Below are 18,074 nucleotides of genomic sequence, written 5' to 3' on the forward strand. Positions count from 1 at the left end.
GGGCACGTCGTTACCAAGGCATCGTTCGACCAGGGAGTCACCGGCTGCCCGCACCGATGAGTCGTCGCAACGGTGCATGGGCGCGTTTTCCAACTGGAAAACCATGATTTGCTCTGTTTGCGGGTATATTCAGGCCGACAGTGAACGGGTTTGTCGGCGCTGCGGACATATCATTGCCGTTCGTCACGTTCCGGCGCGCATGGAAAGTAAACTGCCACCCACAAGTACGGAAGCGATAGGCGCAGGTGGGCCGTTTCCCCGTGAGGTGCAGTCGGTTGGCAATGTACCGGCTTGGCGGGCCGAGTTGAGCGCGCGCGTCCGGCAAGTCAAGGCCCGCCGGATGATGGAATCCGAGCTTGAAGCCGCCCGCCGTGACCAGCGCAGCGAGGGACAACACCGGCGGCGGGATGAACACCTGGCTTCAATCCCACCGCTGGTTGACGACCTTGCGGCTGAGCCTTTGTCGGAAGCGGTTCACGCGAGCAAAGAGACGCCCCTTGACAATCTTGAAGCTGTTGAAAACCCACTGGTACGCGGCGCGCTGCAGCGTGTCCGCCGGGCGGCGGAGTCGCCCCGCCCGGTGACCTTTCCACCACGTCGCGTCAGCGCCGCCGCCCACGACACCCTGACGTTGAACAGTTCGGCGGTGGTTGCGCCGCCGCCTGCTGCACCGCCAGTGGACATCGGTGAAATCGCCGGCGAACTAGACGCTGCGCTGGGGGACTTTGATCTCCTGTTGAATCAACCACCAACACCAGCGACAACGCCAGCACCCGCTGCGCCGCCGTCTGCATCGCCGGTTGCTCAAGCAACGCCGGCCCCGTTAGCTTCCCCGGCGCCGACCCGCGTACTACGGCGAATTCGTCCGCTTGTTCGTGAGCGGGCGCTGGCTGGACTGATAGACGCAGCTGTTGTGGCGCTTTCGTGCCTACCACTGCTCTGCGTTGTGGTGGTGACGGGCGTGACGCTTGTGCATCCAGGTGTGGCGGCGATTTTGGCGTCGTCCGCCGCGCTTATTGCCGGCATGTACCTGTTTGGGACGGTGACGGTCGCCGGACAGACGTTCGGGATGATGTACATGGGGCTGCGGGTAGTCAGCATCTACGAAGATCACGAACTGACAGCTGTCCAAGCGTTACTGCGCACAATCGGATGTGGCGTGTCTCTTCTGCCGCTGGGCGCAGGTTTTCTGTGGGTTCTCATTGACCGCAACCAGCGCGGTTGGCATGAATACGTTTCGGCGACGCAACTCGTCCGTGAGTGGTACGTCGAGCTACCGTCCGACGATAAACGGACGAGCGGGTAAGCGAGCCGGGGTGGCGGAATGGTAGACGCAACGGACTTAAAATCCGTTGCTCCGCAAGGGGCGTGCGGGTTCGAGTCCCGCCCTCGGCACTCCAAGCAAGGAGCGGACGCGATTCATGCCGTGGCCGCTGTCGGCCGTCAATCCTGATACCCTGTCGCCCACGTTGCGGGCGGCGCTTTATGCACCGGCCAAACTCTACGAATTTGGCGTCCGCCTACGAATAGCGCTGTACGAAACGGCCTATCTCAAACCGAAGTCGTTGACGAAACCGGTCATCTCGGTCGGGAACATCACCGTTGGGGGAACGGGCAAAACCCCGCTGGTGGAATACATTGCGCGCTACCTGACGGACGAAGGTCACGAGACAGTTATTCTGACGCGCGGTTATGGGCGGCGTTCCACTGCACGCCTCGTCCTCAATGACGGACAGCCGCCGCCGGACTGGGCGACGGCCGGCGATGAACCCCTGATGCTGGCGCGGCGGTTGCCTGATGTGAAGATTATCGTCGGCGCAGATCGCTACGCCAACGGGCGATTCGCCGAAGCGACCTACGGCTGCGACGTGTTGGTGTTGGACGACGGCTTCCAACATCTTCAGCTCCAGCGCGATCTCAACATTCTAGTTCTGGACGCCACCGACCCGTTCGGTGACGGCGAACTGCTCCCCTTCGGTCGCCTGCGCGAACCGCTCTACGCCCTCAAGCGCGCGGACGCCGTCGTGGTGACGCGCTCGGACCGTACCTTCGACCAAGAGCACCTGCTGGGCGTCCTTGCCGCCTGCGACGTGACAGCGCCAGTGTTTTTCGCCTACCACGATATCGTCGGCGTCCACGAACTCGGAACCCGTCGCCCACAGGCGCAACGAACACTGGTTGGACAGCCAATCGGGGTGTTTTCTGCGCTGGGCAAGCCGGTTGTGTTCGAGGATGATCTGGCGAATCTGGGTGCGAATGTCGTCTTCACCAAACGCTTTCCCGACCATCATCCCTACACCGCGGCCGACATCGCCGCTTTGACGGCGGAAGCTAAAGCGGCCGGGGCAGAACGATTGGTGACGACCGAAAAAGATGCCGTCAAGGTCGAAGGTTTTGACTTCGGTGGTCTGCCGGTTTCCGTTGTGGAAATCAAAACCCGATTTGAAGATGAAGTAGGCTTGAAAAGTCTACTGCTGCGAACGATTGTGAGGAAGAAGGGCAAGTACTACCGCAAGCCGTCGTCTGCGCCGCCAAGCGGCGCCGCGTCAACCCACGACAGGCGTTGAAGCACATCAGATGTTCATTGTTCGTGCTCACCTACGGCGGATTTTTGAGGTGCCGGCCACTATTGAGCAGTTGTGTGAGTTCTTCGCTGACCCACGCAGTTTTGCGCGGCACATGCCGATTATTGAACAGATTACGCCGGTCGCCGACAGCGACGACGTGACGCGCTGGCGGTTCTGCGTCCGCGTACCGATTGTCGCGCCCATTACGTGGGAGTTTGTCATGTACCGGCGAGTCAATCCAGCGACTGGCGAGATCGCCTACTCGGCCGCCGAAGGTTCACCGGACTTTTTTCAGTGCGACGTCCAGGTGCGCCCCAATCCGAACGGCGCGACGGACGCTGACGTACGGCTGTTTATGTGCGTTTGGCGGCCGCGCGCGCACGACATCCACCCGCTGGCTGGACTGTTTGGTGAACAGTGGATTGCGCGTGTCGTCACCGACCGGATGGACAAAATGGCCACGGCCTTTGTCGCCAGCGGGCTGCGTGAAATTCAGGCCAAAGCCGAGGCACAGCGCGCCGCCGCGCTGCGCTTCGAAGCTGCGCCACCCTTGGAAGCTGCGCCGCCGACCACCCCCGTGGGCGTTACCGCTTCCGTCAGCGGCTGCAACGGCTTCCATCCGGCGCTCGGTTCGTCGCTGGTGTGTACCTGTGACGCCCAGCGTCAGCCGACGACGCCCAGTGCGTTGGCGTCGATGTCGGTTGTGGAATCTGAGCCGTCGGCGGCATCCGTCGCGGCGGGCGCAACGGAAGGTTTGTCGTCAAATCGCACGGAAAGCAGTTTTGAGACGCCCGGCTCTGGCATCGTGACGCCGTAAATCGAGTCGGCGGCTTCCATGGTTCGTTTGTTGTGCGTCACGATGAGAAACTGCGTGTGCTGGCCCATGGCGCGGACCTTTTCCGTAAAGCGATCAATGTTGGCTTCGTCAAGCGGGGCGTCCACTTCATCGAGGACGCAAAACGGGCTCGGCCGATAGCGAAAGATAGCCAGAATAAGCGCTATCGCTGCCATCGCCTTCTCGCCGCCGGACAACAGTAGAACGGATTGCAACCGCTTGCCCGGCGGTTGAGCCACAATATCAATACCTGACTCTAGTGGGTCGTCCGGCTCAATCAGCAGCATTTCTCCGCGTCCGCCCCCGAACAACTCCTGAAAGGTTTCTGCAAAGTAGGCGTTGATGCGCTCAAAGGCCTCACGGAAGCGATGTTTTGTCCGGCGGCGAATTTCCTTCAGGGTTTCCTCCGTTGCGGCCAGTGATTCAAGAACGTCAGTCCGTTGCGCCGTTAGAAACTCGTAGCGTTGTTCAGCTTCAGCGAGTTCCTCCACGGCGAGCATGTTGATAGAGCCGAGCGCGGCAATCGCCTCTTTGAGCGCCGTGATAGTTTCTGCGAGCGTCGCTTCCGACGGTCCTTCGGCGGCGGGCGGTGGGAGGGTTTCAAGCGTGCAGCCCAGTTCGGCGTGGCAGTGACGAGCAAGGTAATCGAGTTCGGCGACGATTTTGGCAGCCTCCAGTTCGGCGACGGACAGCCGGTCGCGCACATCGCGTTCCGCCGCCTGTGCGCCCCGCAGTTCGGCTTCTAGACCGTCTAATGCATTGCGGCAGTTTGTGAGATTGGACTCAGCTGCGGCAACGGCGCAACGCGCCCGACCCAACGCCGTCTCCGCCGCCGCTTCTTGCGCCTGCACATCAGCGCGTGCCCGCCGAACGTCGGTGCGCCGCGTCTGGAGCGCGGTTTGTTCGAGTGTGAGCTGGGCGGAGGTCTGATCGAGTTCGCGCCATTCGCGCTCCAGACGACGTAGTTCGCTCTCCGCCGCCCGGCGGCGTTCCAGCAGGCTTGCAGCCTGCGCACGATGCTCCGCCAGCGTTTGCGCGGCGGCTTCGACCGCCGGGCGAAGCGTTGCTGCGCGCTGTTGTTCGGTCAGAACCGCTTGTTCTGCGGCTTCACGCTGGGCGACGGCTTCTGCGAGTTCTGCTTCTAGTTTCGTCCGACGGGCCGCAAGCTGTTCGGCTTCGGCGGCGAGTTGCCGCTGCTCGACGGCAATGACGGCGAGGTGCTGGTGGGCGCGCTCCACCTCGCGGCGGCGCTGGCCGAGTTCTACCGTTTGGGCGGCGCGTTCAGTTTCCAAACGGCGCAGTTCGGCGTCTAGCGCGGCATAGTTGGCCGCGACTGCTGTTCGCCGAACCTCCATCTGTTGCTGTTCCTGCATCAGGAGGGCGATGTCTTTCGCCAGCGCCACAGCCTCAGCTTTCAGGGCGCGGATGTCGCGTTTGACGCGCAAGATGCTCTTCGCCGCACCGCCGCCGGCCGTCAGTCGGACGCCGCCGCTGACTTGCTCACCCGCCGGTGTAATCAGGCACGGTACCGGCGCATCGGCGGCGGCCTCCAATGCAGCGTCAAGCGACGGCGCAAGGACGGCGTCGGCCAATTCCGGAAAGGCCTGCCGGAAAGCTGGCGCCAAATGCTCCGGGACGCCCAGCACGTCCCATAGGCGCGTCGGAGGCGAAGTCGGTTTGGCGGCGGCCACACCGGATGTGCCGTCGGCCCCACCCTGCACGCCGGCGACAAGCAGCGTCACCCGTCCAACCTGAGCCTTCGTCAGCCACTCGGCCGCCGCGCGGGCAGACGCCGGTGTAGGGACAACGACCGCTTGCAGGGTGTCGCCCAAGACGTTTTCCACAAGCGACTCGTAGCCCTCCACAACCGTTAGGAAATCGGCCAGTGTGCCGAGCGGATGAAAACCGGCGATGTCATTTGCCCGCTCCAGCAGGGCGCGAACGGTCTCCGCATAGTAGGCGTGGCGGCGATCAAGCTCTTCAAGCGCTTGACGACGGTCTTCGGCGCGTTGCTGCGCCCGTCGCATCTCGCTCAAGCGCTCCTGTAACCGTTTCTGGGTGGCGTCCATGGCGTCGAGTTCGGCCTGCGCAGCGTCGGCGTCGGCTTTGACGGCAGCCCAGCGTTGTTCAAGTTCAGTAAGACGCTGTTCCGCTGCCGCACATTCGGACTGTGCCTGTGCTTGGCGTTCCGTTGCGCGTTGCCGTTCCTGTTTGAGCGATTGCGACTGACGGGACAGGCGGGTGTCTGTTTCGGCAAGTTGCTCCGATTGATGCCGCAGGCGTTCGGCGCGCGTCAGATGGAGGAGGTGCCGGCGGCGGGCTTCCTCATACGCACTTTCGGCCTCCCGCAGCGCCGTTCCCAGCTCGCGATGACGCGCTTCAGCGGACGCTAACTCACGCTCCTGCCGCGCCAGTTCATTCACCAGTTGGTCGTTGCCGGCTCTAGAGGCGTCCAGCGCCTTCTCGATGAGCCGTCGCCGCCGCTGCGTTTGCTCAAGTGCAGTGGCGAGTTCGGCGTCGCGCTCGTCAATGCGAACTAGTTCGGCTTCTAGGTTCGCTCCGGTGTGCCGTAAGCGGTCACGCTCAATTTCAGCGGCGGCGGCGGTCTGTCGCGCGGCGTTGAGGGTCTCTTCGGCCTGGCGGGCTGTTTCACGGGCGGCGGCGACGGCTTCCGTCAGACGGGCAAGTTCGGCTGCGAGCCGATCACGCTCGGCATAGAGCGCAGCGCAGGTCTCTGCCGCCGCGGACCGGCTTGCCTGCAATCGCGTCCACAGCAGCGCAAAGTATCGGCGCTGGGCGGCGCGGAGTTCCTCACGTAGGGCGACGAACTTGCGCGACTTTTGCGCTTGGCGCTTGAGGTTGGCGATGGAACGCTCAATTTCGCCAATGAGGTCGTCCAGCCGTGCGAGATTTTGGCGGGTGGCTTCAAGCTTGAGTTCAGCTTGGTGACGCTTAGCCTTAAAGCGTCCGATGCCGGCGGCTTCTTCAATCAGCGCACGCCGATCCTGCGGCTTTAAGGAGAGCACTTGCCCAATGCGCCCCTGCTCAATGATGGCGTAGTGGGCGCGGCTCAAACCCGTCCCGCTGAAGAAGTCTTGAATGTCGCGCAGACGGCAGAGGCGACCATTCATCAGATAATCGCTGTCGCCACTGCGGTAAAGCCGCCGGCTGATGGTGATTGTTTCACCCGCCAGCAAACGCGGTAGATGGAGCGGACGGCGACGGCGTGTTGCATCCGGCGCACGGTCGTCCTGTACGGCTTCGTCATGTGCGGCCTCGTTGGCGGCGGCCAGCGCGGCCGTTGGATCGTCGTCCGGGTCGGCGACGGGTCGCCCTTCGACCAAATCCTGCACCGCCGTCAACGTCAGCGAGACTTCGGCCATACCGAGCGGTTTCCGATTGCGTGTACCGTTGAAGATGACATCTTCCATCTTTCCGCCGCGCAGATTTTTGGCCGACTGTTCACCTAGCACCCAAGCAATGGCGTCCACGATGTTGCTTTTGCCGCAGCCGTTTGGGCCAACAATAGCCGTGACGCCTTCGTGGAAGACAATCTGCGTAGCGTCGCAGAAACTTTTGAAGCCACGTAGTTCGAGCTTATTGAGGCGAAGCATGGCGAAACGGTATGCATGTAAGCGGGGAACTTGCGCCACCAAACGCAAGATATGCGCTCTTAAGCGACGACGGACACTAAAGGTTGCGGCGGCGGGCTGTCAATCACAGCCCACTCGCCCACCGGGCCGCCTTCGCGACCGGCTTGGCGAAAACCAGCGCTCGGCGTATAGTTGCTACCTGTGGGCCGCTATGGTGTAACTGGTTAACACGCCGCCCTCTCACGGCGGAGAGTACGGGTTCGAGCCCCGTTAGCGGTACCATCCATCCTCGCCGCCGCTCGCCTTCCCACAAAAGTTGGCATGCCATTGCTGGTCGTTGAAGGGTTGCGGACTTACTTCCCAACGCCGGCGGGCGTCGTTCGTGCTGTGGATGATGTGTCGTTCGTCATTGAGCGCGGCGAAACGCTGGCGCTGGTCGGCGAATCCGGTTCGGGCAAGTCCGTAACGGCGCTGTCGATCATGGGGTTGGTGTCGCCGCCGGGGCGCATTGTCGCTGGGTGCATGCAGTTCAACGGTCGTGACCTGCGAACAGCGGCGGACTGGATGGCGCTGCGCGGCTCGCAAATGGCGATGATTTTTCAGGACCCGATGACCTCGCTCAACCCAGTCTTCACCGTCGGCGAGCAGATTGCCGAAGCCCTGCGGCGACACAAGGGGTTGTCGGCGCGGCAGGCGTGGCGGCAGGCCGTGGACGCGCTGGCGTCGGTCGCTATTCCCGATCCGGCGCGGCGGGCGAAACAATATCCGCATGAGCTATCCGGCGGCATGCGGCAGCGCGTCATGATTGCGATGGCGCTCAGCTGCAACCCTCAGTTGCTCATCGCTGATGAACCAACGACGGCGCTGGATGTCACCATTCAGGCGCAGATTCTGGAGCTAATTGCCGTCCAGCAACGCGAACGCAATCTTGGCGTCCTGCTCATCACGCACGACTTGGGCGTTGTAGCGCAGGTCGCCGACCGCGCGGCGGTAATGTACGCCGGGCGGATTGTTGAAGCGGCTTCGGTGGAGACGCTGTTCACACGACCGCAGCACCCCTATACTCAGGGGCTGTTAGCCAGCGTCCCACGGCTTGGTCGGCGGGAGAGCCGTCTGCCGACCATTGAGGGCAGCGTCCCGAAACTGACCGAACTCCCGCCGGGCTGCGCCTTTGCGCCGCGTTGCCCGGAAGTTGAGCCGGACTGCCGCCAAGGAGACATCGCTTTGAGGACGCTCGACGCCGTACAAGGCCATGCTGTGCGTTGTCGCCGGCGCTAAGGGCTTTCTAGGGATGGCGATGAGGGTTGCAGGCATCGGAATTGCGCCCCAACAATATGACGTTCGTGGTTGGCGCAAGACAAAAGGCGTGTGGTAGTAATCGGCCAGCCAGGTTTTCTCGATAGGCATGCACAGACGTCACGGAACAATGAACTCATTCTTTTGGAGGAACTCTCATGGGCGGCAACGTCATTGAAATCACGGACAGCAACTTCGAGCGTGAAGTTTTGCAGTCCGAACATCCAGTGCTGGTGGATTTTTGGGCGGCGTGGTGCGCCCCCTGCCGGATGCTGGCCCCAACCATTGAGGCTTTGGCGAAGGACTACGCCGGGCGTGTTCGAGTAGGAAAGCTTAATGTAGACGAAAACAACCAGACATCGGTTCGCTTCGGTATTCGCGGCATTCCGACCTTGATTCTGTTCAAAAATGGTAGGGAGACAAGCCGTTTGACGGGCGCATACCCAAAGGACAGGATTGCTCGAATGATTGATGAGCACATATAAATCCCCCCTTTGGTTGGCTGGTCGCTGCTGGCGAAACGTCGTCTGGCTTTGAGCATGCCAAATGCGTGATCTTTGAGGTTCCTGCCAGGCGACGTTGTCGCCTCCGCCTCTCAATGTTTTTCGAGGAGGATTCAACCCCCGGCTTGCCTGCCTGAAGCCGCTTGTATGCTGACTGGACACGACATCCGCCATCGGTTTCTTGATTACTTCGCCCGGCGTGGCCACCGCATCGTGAAAAGTTCGCCGGTGCTGCCGCCGGATGACACATTGCTGTTTGCCAACGCCGGCATGAACCAGTTCAAGGATGTGTTCACGGGGCTGGAAACCCGTGATTACACCCGCGCTGCTTCCTCCCAAAAGTGCATCCGCGCCGGCGGCAAACACAATGATTTGGACGAAGTTGGTAAAACAGCCCGGCATCACACATTTTTTGAAATGCTGGGCAATTTTTCCTTTGGCGACTACTTCAAAGAAGAAGCCATCGCCTTCGCGTGGGAATTACTGCTGCACGAGTTCGAGCTGCCGTTGGAACGGTTGTGGTTCACCGTCTATGAGGACGACGATGAGGCTTTCGCGCTGTGGCGGAAAATCGGAGCGCCCGCCGACCGCATCCTGCGCTTTGGTAAGAAGGAAAACTTCTGGCAAATGGGCGACACTGGCCCCTGCGGCCCCTGTTCGGAAATCCACTACTTTTTAGGCGATGATCTGGCCGACAACCGCCCTGAATACGTCAACGGCCCCGGCGACACCACGATTGAAATCTGGAACTTGGTCTTCATGCAGTTTGAGCGTAGCGCTGACGGGACGCTCAAGCCGCTGCCGAAGCCGTCTGTGGACACCGGCGCCGGACTGGAACGCCTTGCCTCGGTCTTGCAGGGTAAGAAGAGCAACTACGATACTGACCTCATCCTGCCCATCATTGAGCACATTGCCGCCCGCGCCGGAAAAGACTACCGCTACGACAGCGCCGACGGCGTTTCCATGCGCATTATCGCTGACCATGCCCGAGCAACGGCCTTCGCCGTCGCCGACGGCATCTATCCGGGCAACACCGGACGCAACTACGTCCTGCGCAAAATCATGCGCCGCGCCATCTGGCATGGCCGCCGCCTTGGCATTGAAGGTGCTTTTCTGCACGACATCACAGCCTTTGTCGTCAAACACATGGCTGTTGCGTTTCCTGAGCTTGAAACTCAGTCGTCGGTTATCGCCCGCGTCGTCGCCACCGAGGAAAAGTTGTTTTCCTCCACGCTGGCGGCTGGACGCAAGCGACTGGATGAAGCCTTTCAGCGCGCCGTACAGGGTGTGGTGTCCGGGGCGGACGCCTTTGACCTCTACCAAACCTATGGATTGCCGCTGGATTTGGTCGCTTACATTGCCGAACAGCGTGGCTTGCGCGTAGATGAAGCCGGTTTTGAGGCGGCGCTGGCGGAAGAGCGCGCCCGTGCGCGTGAAAGTTGGAAAGGCGGCGCCGCCAAGGCTGTCGCACCGGCCTATCAAGCCGCACTGGACGGCAACCCAACGGTCTTTCGCGGCTACGACCACCTAACGCTCCCCGATGTCCGCATCCGCGCCCTTATCCGTCAGGGTGAGCAGGTGGACGCCCTGCGCGAAGGTGAAACCGGCGAAGTCGTACTGGATGAGACCCCGTTTTATGCAGAGTCCGGCGGTCAAGTTGGTGATACGGGTCTGCTGGAAAACGAGGGGGCGACGTTGCGCGTGACAGATACGGTCGCGCCCGTGACCGGCCTGATCGTCCACCGCGTTGAAGTGCTACGCGGCGAAGTCCGTCCCAACGACCGCGTCACGGCAACGGTGGACGCCGACCGCCGGCGGCGGACGATGCTCAATCACTCGGCGACCCACCTGTTGCACGCCGCGCTACGCGAGGTTCTCGGCGCACATGTCAAACAGGCCGGCAGCGAAGTCGCGCCGGACAAGTTGCGTTTTGACTTTACCCACTACGCGGCGCTGTCGGCCGATGAAATCGCCGAGATTGAACGCCTTGTCAACGCCCAGATTCGGCGCAATGCTGTGCTCACCAAACGCGAAATGCCGCTCGACGCGGCCGTAGCGGCCGGCGCAATAGCCCTATTCGGTGAAAAGTACGGCGATGTGGTGCGCGTTGTTGAAGTACCTGGTTTTTCCATGGAACTCTGCGGTGGGACGCATGTCACCGCGACAGGCGACATTGGGCTGTTCAAAATCATCAGCGAAAGCTCTATCGCCGCCGGCGTCCGGCGCATTGTCGCCGTCACCGGCGAGGCTGCGTTTGAGCGATTTCAAACCGACGAACGCCTTCTGGGCGAGTTGGCGGTGGCGTTTAGACTGGGCGATGTCGGCGACCTGCCGGCTCAAGTGGAAAAACTCCAGACGACGCTACGGCAGGCGGAACGTGAAATCGAAAATCTCAAACTCAAGCTGGCGCAGCAGCGCGCCGAAGAGGCCTTGGCAAAGGCGCGAACCGTGGGTGACGTACGGGTGCTGGCGCTTGAGACGACTGACCTCGACAAGACGGGTGTCCGACAGTTGGCGGAGCATCTGTTAGGCAAGCTGGGGCGCGGCGTGGTGGTGATCGGCGTGCGGAACGCTGGTAAGGTTTCCCTTGCCGTACGGGTCGCTGATGCGCTCACCGACCGACTCCAAGCCGGCCGCCTTGTCCGCGAACTAGCGGCGCTGGTCGGCGGCGGCGGCGGCGGCCGCGCCGACTTTGCGGAAGCGGGCGGCAAGGACCCGGCGAAATTGCCCGCTGCCTTGGAAGCGACGCCGGGGATCGTTGAGCGTCTCCTTGGCTGATTCCTTACCACCGGAGCAGTGCACCGCATGAGCCACGACGCGATCACCTTCTTTCTGACCCGCTATGGACTGACCACAAACGACCTGAACGCCCTGCTGGACGCAGCGCTGGAGGCCGGCGGCGATTACGCCGATCTGTACTTTGAATACAGCCGCACCAACTCGCTGAATCTAGAGGAACGGCTCATCAAAACAGCCAATCGGGCAGTGACGCAGGGCGTCGGGGTGCGCGTCATCGTCGGCGAAAAAACCGGCTACGCCTACACCGACGACATCACGCCGGCAAGCATTCGGCAGGCGGCCCAGACGGCTGCCTGTATCGCCCGCGACGCCAACCGCACGGTAGCCCCGGTCGCTGTTGCTGCGCGCGCCGCCGCGCACGACCTGTATCCGCTGGACGCGCCGGTGAGCGAAACGCCGATTGAACGCAAAATTGAACTGCTGCGGGACATTGACGAACGATGTTACGCCGCCGACCGCCGGATTCAGAAAGTGCAAGTCAGTTTGGCTGACGAGTGGAAGGTGGTCATGGTCGCGGCAAGCGATGGGACGCTGGCCGGCGACATTCAACCTCTCGCCCGCCTCAGTGTGACATGCATTGCCGATCAGGACGGCGAACTGCGCGCCGGCCGCGCTGGCGGCGGCGGGCGGCGTGGGTTTGACATGTTTGCGGAAGGCGACCTTGCGCCGGAGGCGCTGGCACGCGAAGCCGTTCGGTTAGCGGTGTTGCAGTTTGACGCCGTTGAGGCTCCGGCCGGCCCAATGGAAGTGGTGCTGGGGCCGGGCTGGCCTGGTATTCTGCTGCACGAAGCCGTTGGGCATGGCCTTGAAGCCGATTTTAACCGCAAGAAGACTTCGGCCTTTTCCGACCTCATTGGCCGGCGGGTGGCGAGCGAAGCCTGTACGATTGTGGATGACGGCACGCTGCCCGGCCGTCGTGGGTCGCTCAATATGGACGACGAAGGCCACCCGACTTCGTGTACCGTGCTGATTGAGAAGGGCATTCTGCGCGGCTACATCAACGACTATTTGAACGCCAAGCTGCTGGGCGTCCCGCGGACGGGCAATGGCCGGCGTGAAAGCTACCGCCACATACCGATGCCGCGCATGACGAACACCTACATGCTGGCCGGAACGGAAACGCCGGAGGACATCATTCGCAGCGTGAAACGGGGCCTCTACGCCGTCCAGTTCGGCGGCGGGCAGGTGGACATCACCAGCGGCAAGTTTGTGTTCTCGGCCAGTGAAGCGTACCTGATTGAAGACGGGCGTATCACCGCGCCGGTCAAGGATGCGACGCTCATCGGACACGGCCCGGATGTCCTGACGAAAGTCACCGCCGTCGGGTGCGACTTGGCGCTCGATTTGGGCGTCGGTACGTGCGGGAAGGACGGACAGAGTGTGCCGGTCGGCGTTGGTCTGCCGACCATCAAAATTTCGGAGATGACAGTCGGCGGTACCCAGCGGTAATACTTGGTTTCTTCTGTCCGGCGGCTACGCGCCGGGTTCCAGTCGGGCACAATCCAAACGCATCGTGAGAAAGGCTTCGACCATGAAGAGTCCGGTCTTGAAGTACCCATTCCGAGTAATGCTTGTCCTGTGGGGTGTTTGCGGCTTCCTAACTGCCCCGCTGTGGGCGCAGCAGCGTCCTCGCGTCCTGACCAATGACGACCTGCGACAATCGCCGAGGGTGTGGGCAGTGCGCAGCGAAGCCCGTGGCAATGCCGGCGGCCCGGCGGCACCGGCGGAGGAGGTTCAGCCGCCGCCAACCCCGCTGACCCTGCCGGAGTTGGTCACGGCGCGGCTGTTGAGCTTTTCGCGGTCGGTGCAGACGCACGGCATTTACTTTGAGGCGTTGGACGGCACGCCGGTGCTTAACATCAATGAGAACGTGCTGTACAACCCAGCGTCGGTGACCAAGGTAATGACCTCGATGGCGGCGCTGGAGGCGTTGGGTGTGGACTACCGCTACGTGACGCGGATTGGCTACACCGGTGCGATAGACTGGGCGACGGGGACGTTGATGGGCGATTTGGTCATCAGCGGGGAAAATGACCCGTCGTTTGCGACGGAAAGTCTCTTTCTGATCGGCGAAAAGCTGCGTGAAATTGGCGTGCGTCACGTTCAGGGCAACATTCGGATTGGGTCGGGCGTGTTACTCAACATGCGGTCGCAGCCGGCCGTGATTGGTCATGAAATTCTTGTCGCCTTGGATCGGAGCCGCTGGACGCCAAGAACAGAGGCCCTCTGGAACGCCGTGCGAAGTCTCAAAGCGTTCAGCCAGATAACGGACTATCAGGGCATTTCGATTAAACCTGGCAATGCGCTCGCCGACGACTACACAACGCCCCGCCGACCATTGCTGGAGTATCGTTCCTCGCCGCTGCTGAAGATTCTCAAGACCATCAACGCCTACAGCCACAATGAGATGACGCATGTGGTCGGCGCACGGGTGGGCGGCGCGGCGGGCGTCCGGCGATACTTGATTGAGAAGGTTGGCATTCCGCCGCAGGAAGTGTACTTACAGACGACTTCCGGGCTTGGCCACAACGCCATTACGCCGCGCGCGACGGTCAAGCTGATGCGGTACGCCGTCAACTGGCTCGGAAAACGCAAAATCTCGCTAGGCGAGCTGTTGCCGATTGCCGGGATTGACAGTGGAACATTACAGCGCCGCTTCACCAGTCCTGACTTGGTGGGGACGGTCATTGGTAAGACGGGCACGTTGTCTTCGACAAGCGCGTTGGCGGGCATTGTGTACACGCAAAAGCGTGGGCTGTTGTTTTTCGCCATTTTGGAGCGCGGCTCGCCGCACAACTTGCGTCCATTGCAGGAGGAGATCATCTCGATGGTAGCAGCCGATAGCGGCGGAGCGTTGCCGTTGGCGTTAGGTTCGGAAATGTCGCCGTCGTTGTGTGAGGACGCTGTTGTCGCAGAAAGCGCTGCCGTACGAACGGCTGCGTTGGTTCGCTAATAGCAAGAACGCTGGCGCAGTGCGCTCCGCGCAAACTTGCCGATACACAGTTGACAAGATTGTGGTATAGTTAAACGCATTCGCCCGCTAGGGGCGCAGCTCTTTGAGTCTTTGGGGATGTTATGGTTTCGACGTGGACAGTATGAGGCGCGTGTGAGGCGTGCCGGGCGACCATGCCGCTCGTCAAAAAGCGTGGAAAACAATACCTGCCGAAACGCAGGAACTTGCTCTCGCCGCTTAATCACGGCTGAGCCGTCCGCCCATTTGGTCGCCTGTGCCAAATGACGCGGGCGTGACGTTCACAGGCTGGCGGTTGTCCTGTGTCCGGGGGATAACCGTGAGAGCGCACCGGGCTGGTGCTTGCGCCGCTTCAGGTCGCTGTTCCGGCGGCCAAGTACGAGACTAACGGAAGCGACTACGCACGTAGGCTCCACCGCCGAAGGTTCGCGGACGAGGGTTCGACTCCCTCCATCTCCATCACACGCCGCCCCGACGCGCTCCGCGTCGGGGTTTTATTTTTTTACCGGCACCCCAAAACGAAGGTGGCTTTCCGTTGGGTTTTGCCGCCGCCAGCAAAAAAATGAGGCGACGCCGGTTGGCGTCGCCTCGGAAACCAGAGACGCTGCAGATTAGTAGTCACCCATACCTGACATGCCCGCTGAAGCGCCACCAGCCTTCTTCTCTTCAGGCAGTTCAGTGATGAGCGCCTCCGTCGTCAGCATCAAGCCCGCAATGGAAGCAGCGTTCTGAAGCGCCGTGCGCGTCACCTTCGCCGGATCGATGACGCCGGCCTTGACAAGGTCTTCAAACTCACCGGTCGCTGCGTTGAAGCCGAAGTTTTCCGACTTCTCGCTTGCCACACGGTTGACGACAACCGCGCCTTCCATGCCGGCGTTGATGGCAATCTGGCGGAGCGGCTCTTCAAGCGCCCGGCGGACAATCTGAACACCAAAGCGCTCTTCCTCTTCACCCAGCTCGATGTTTTCAAGCGCCTTCTGCGCCCGCAGGAGCGCGACGCCGCCACCCGGCACGATGCCTTCTTCAACCGCCGCGCGCGTCGCATGCAGCGCGTCTTCGACACGAGCCTTTTTCTCCTTCAGTGCCGTTTCCGTCGCTGCGCCGACCTTGATGACCGCTACACCGCCAACCAGCTTCGCCAGCCGTTCTTGGAGCTTCTCACGGTCATAGTCGGACGTTGTGTTCTCAATTTGGACGCGAATCTGTTCGACACGGGCCTTGATCTTTTCAGGCTTGCCGGCACCTTCGACAATCGTCGTGTTGTCCTTGTCAACCGTCACGCGCTTCGCACGGCCAAGGTCTTCAATCTTGACGTTTTCAAGCTTGATGCCGAGGTCTTCGCTAATGACCTGACCGCCCGTGAGTACGGCAATGTCTTCGAGCATCGCCTTGCGTCGGTCGCCAAAGCCCGGCGCTTTGACCGCACAGACCTGCAACGTCCCACGCAGCTTGTTGACCACTAGCGTCGCCAGCGCTTCGCCGTCCACATCCTCCGCAATGATCAACAGCGGCTTGCCCTGCCGCGCGACCTGCTCAAGCAGCGGAAGCAGGTCTTTCATCGCGCTGATCTTCTTCTCATGAATGAGGATGAAGGCGTTCTCCAGCGTCGCTTCCATCCGCTCGGCGTCGGTCACAAAGTAGGGCGACAGGTAGCCACGGTCAAACTGCATCCCCTCGACGACTTCGAGCGTCGTTTCAAGCGACTTCGATTCTTCAACCGTGATGACGCCATCCTTGCCGACTTTTTTCATCGCTTCGGCAATGATTTCGCCAATCTGCTTGTCGCCGTTGGCTGAAATCGTACCGACCTGAGCGATCGCCTCGCCCTTCACCGGCTTTGACATTTCTTTGATGCGCGCCACAGCCGCGTCTACCGCCCGGTCAATCCCGCGTTTGAGCGCCATTGGGTTGTGACCGGCGGCGACCAACCGCGCCCCCTCGCGGAAGATGGCATGCGCCAACACCGTCGCCGTCGTCGTACCATCGCCCGCGACATCCGAGGTCTTCGAAGCGACTTCACGCACCATTTGCGCGCCAGCGTTCTCCAGCGCGTCCTTGAGTTCAATTTCCTTGGCAACTGTTACGCCGTCCTTTGTGATAGTCGGGCTGCCAAACTTCTTCTCAATCACAACGTTGCGGCCCTTTGGGCCAAGTGTAACCTTGACAGCTTCCGCCAGTTGATTGACGCCACGCAAAATGGCCTGCCGCGAGTCTTCACCGTGAATGATTTGCTTCGCCATACGTACTTACTCCTCGATACGTATTCCTAGAAGATCAAAATCCCTTTGGGTTAGGGCAACTGCATCCAAACACTCAAACGGGCAAGTTCAACGTGTGAACTTGCCCGTTGCGTCGAACCAATCACTTGGCTGCAGCTTTCCCTTTACCCGCGCTCTCAATAATGCCCAGAATCTCATCCTCCCGCATGATGAGGAACTCTTCACCGTCAATCTTGACTTCCGAACCAGAGTACTTACCGAACAGAACGCGGTCACCAACCTGCACGTCTAGCGGTGTCCGGCTGCCATCGTCGCGCAACTTCCCGTTGCCGACGGCAATGACTTCACCCTCCTGTGGCTTCTCCTTGGCTGTATCAGGAATGATGATACCTCCGCGCACCTGCTCTGTTTCGGCGACACGTTTGACGATTACGCGGTCATAAAGCGGACGAATCGTCACAGCCATATTCTGCTCTCCTTGCCTAAATGTTGATTCGACGTATGATAGCAACGCGGATTAGCACCCGCGCTCGGTGAGTGCTAATAACACGCTCGTTGTCGGGCTGTCAAGAGGGCGGGCGCAAGGCCCGCGCGTCACCGGCGCGCCGCCGCGTCGGATGGCACCGAGCACGACCCGCCATGCGCCCGCCAAACAACATACGTTACGAGTAGGAAACCGGCGAAACCGAGCGTTATGCCTCCGGCGCGCGCCGCCGCCGGCGTCGTCACCAGCGTCGCCACGTCGGCCAACAACGCCGCTGGGCGCCAAAGCGCATCCCAACTGTTCCACCGCCCATAGCGGCCCAGATAGACGCCGAACCCGGCAAGCGGACAAGCCGCAATCGCTGCGAACCAACCGGCCGCAACCGAGAAGCGCGCCGCGACCCACTCGTGAACAAGATGCAGTGAAACGAGTCCCAGCCACAGCGCGACAACGGCAAACGAGGCGAGCAGTAGCACGTCGAACCAGAGCAGCGTGTGTCTGGACGGCGACAAGTGGATGAAGTCCGTTATGACGTACGGGGCGTTGGGGAAAAACAGCAGCCATCCGGCCAGCACCGCCAGCCCAACACTTCTTCGGCGAATGCGCGACAACCACAGGGCGAACCCCAGCGGAATCGCCGCAAGCAGGAGGTTCCATGCTAGAAACAGATACTGTGGGCTGTCAGTCAGCCGCCACCGCAGGTATACCAGCCCGATGCACCAAGCCGCAGCTAAGCCTAGTGCGCCCAAGGTGAGCGACAGGCGTCCCCAGCACAGAGAGAGCGGTCGCATCAACGGACGCTTCCCC

General features: G+C 61.4%; 11 protein-coding genes, 2 tRNA genes and 1 other RNA gene. 10 read left to right on the top strand and 4 right to left on the bottom strand.

All coding sequences use genetic code 11. The annotated features are described in order from the left end of the window. The first annotated feature begins 103 nt into the window (after positions 1-103). From NZ585_03510 to lpxK, 3 genes are all read left to right on the top strand, one after another. On the top strand, positions 104-1,306 hold the full coding sequence (locus NZ585_03510; protein MCS7079104.1) for an RDD family protein: 1,203 nt from the start codon (positions 104-106) through the stop codon (positions 1,304-1,306). A 4-nt stretch (positions 1,307-1,310) separates the two neighbouring features. Beyond that, positions 1,311-1,395 (top strand) — tRNA-Leu (locus tag NZ585_03515). Between the two features lie 26 nt (positions 1,396-1,421). Further along, positions 1,422-2,567, top strand: coding sequence for a tetraacyldisaccharide 4'-kinase (gene lpxK, locus NZ585_03520; GenBank protein ID MCS7079105.1), 1,146 nt, complete (start codon positions 1,422-1,424; stop codon positions 2,565-2,567). Between the two features lie 663 nt (positions 2,568-3,230). Here lpxK and smc read toward each other — a convergent pair. Continuing rightward, complete coding sequence (smc, locus tag NZ585_03525; GenBank protein ID MCS7079106.1) at positions 3,231-7,016, bottom strand: chromosome segregation protein SMC; 3,786 nt, start codon at positions 7,014-7,016, stop codon at positions 3,231-3,233. Between the two features lie 184 nt (positions 7,017-7,200). Here smc and NZ585_03530 point away from each other — a divergent pair. From NZ585_03530 to ssrA, 7 genes are all read left to right on the top strand, one after another. Then, positions 7,201-7,277: transfer RNA gene (locus NZ585_03530), tRNA-Glu, on the top strand. 39 nt (positions 7,278-7,316) lie between these two features. Next, positions 7,317-8,273 carry an ABC transporter ATP-binding protein gene (locus tag NZ585_03535; protein ID MCS7079107.1) on the top strand — a complete coding sequence of 319 codons (957 nt, stop codon included), beginning with the start codon at positions 7,317-7,319 and terminating at the stop codon, positions 8,271-8,273. A gap of 176 nt (positions 8,274-8,449) precedes the next feature. Further along, a complete protein-coding gene (gene trxA, locus NZ585_03540; protein MCS7079108.1) occupies positions 8,450-8,776 on the top strand; it encodes a thioredoxin in 327 nt (108 codons plus the stop codon). A gap of 165 nt (positions 8,777-8,941) precedes the next feature. Further along, positions 8,942-11,572: an alanine--tRNA ligase gene (gene alaS, locus NZ585_03545; protein MCS7079109.1), complete on the top strand. Its 2,631-nt coding sequence runs from the start codon at positions 8,942-8,944 to the stop codon at positions 11,570-11,572. Between the two features lie 27 nt (positions 11,573-11,599). Then, positions 11,600-13,042 carry a metalloprotease TldD gene (tldD, locus tag NZ585_03550; protein ID MCS7079110.1) on the top strand — a complete coding sequence of 481 codons (1,443 nt, stop codon included), beginning with the start codon at positions 11,600-11,602 and terminating at the stop codon, positions 13,040-13,042. 82 nt (positions 13,043-13,124) lie between these two features. Continuing rightward, positions 13,125-14,546 carry a D-alanyl-D-alanine carboxypeptidase gene (locus tag NZ585_03555; GenBank protein MCS7079111.1) on the top strand — a complete coding sequence of 474 codons (1,422 nt, stop codon included), beginning with the start codon at positions 13,125-13,127 and terminating at the stop codon, positions 14,544-14,546. 113 nt (positions 14,547-14,659) lie between these two features. After that, positions 14,660-15,026: a transfer-messenger RNA gene (gene ssrA, locus NZ585_03560) on the top strand. Positions 15,027-15,175: 149 nt separating this feature from the next. Here ssrA and groL read toward each other — a convergent pair. From groL to NZ585_03575, 3 genes are all read right to left on the bottom strand, one after another. Further along, a complete protein-coding gene (groL, locus tag NZ585_03565; protein MCS7079112.1) occupies positions 15,176-16,804 on the bottom strand; it encodes a chaperonin GroEL in 1,629 nt (542 codons plus the stop codon). 121 nt (positions 16,805-16,925) lie between these two features. Beyond that, positions 16,926-17,249 carry a co-chaperone GroES gene (gene groES, locus NZ585_03570; GenBank protein ID MCS7079113.1) on the bottom strand — a complete coding sequence of 108 codons (324 nt, stop codon included), beginning with the start codon at positions 17,247-17,249 and terminating at the stop codon, positions 16,926-16,928. Positions 17,250-17,377: 128 nt separating this feature from the next. Beyond that, positions 17,378-18,058, bottom strand: coding sequence for a DUF1361 domain-containing protein (locus NZ585_03575; protein ID MCS7079114.1), 681 nt, complete (start codon positions 18,056-18,058; stop codon positions 17,378-17,380). Positions 18,059-18,074: the final 16 nt, after the last annotated feature.

Origin of the sequence: Chloracidobacterium sp., assembly GCA_025057975.1 — a bacterium.
GTDB lineage: Bacteria > Acidobacteriota > Blastocatellia > Chloracidobacteriales > Chloracidobacteriaceae > Chloracidobacterium.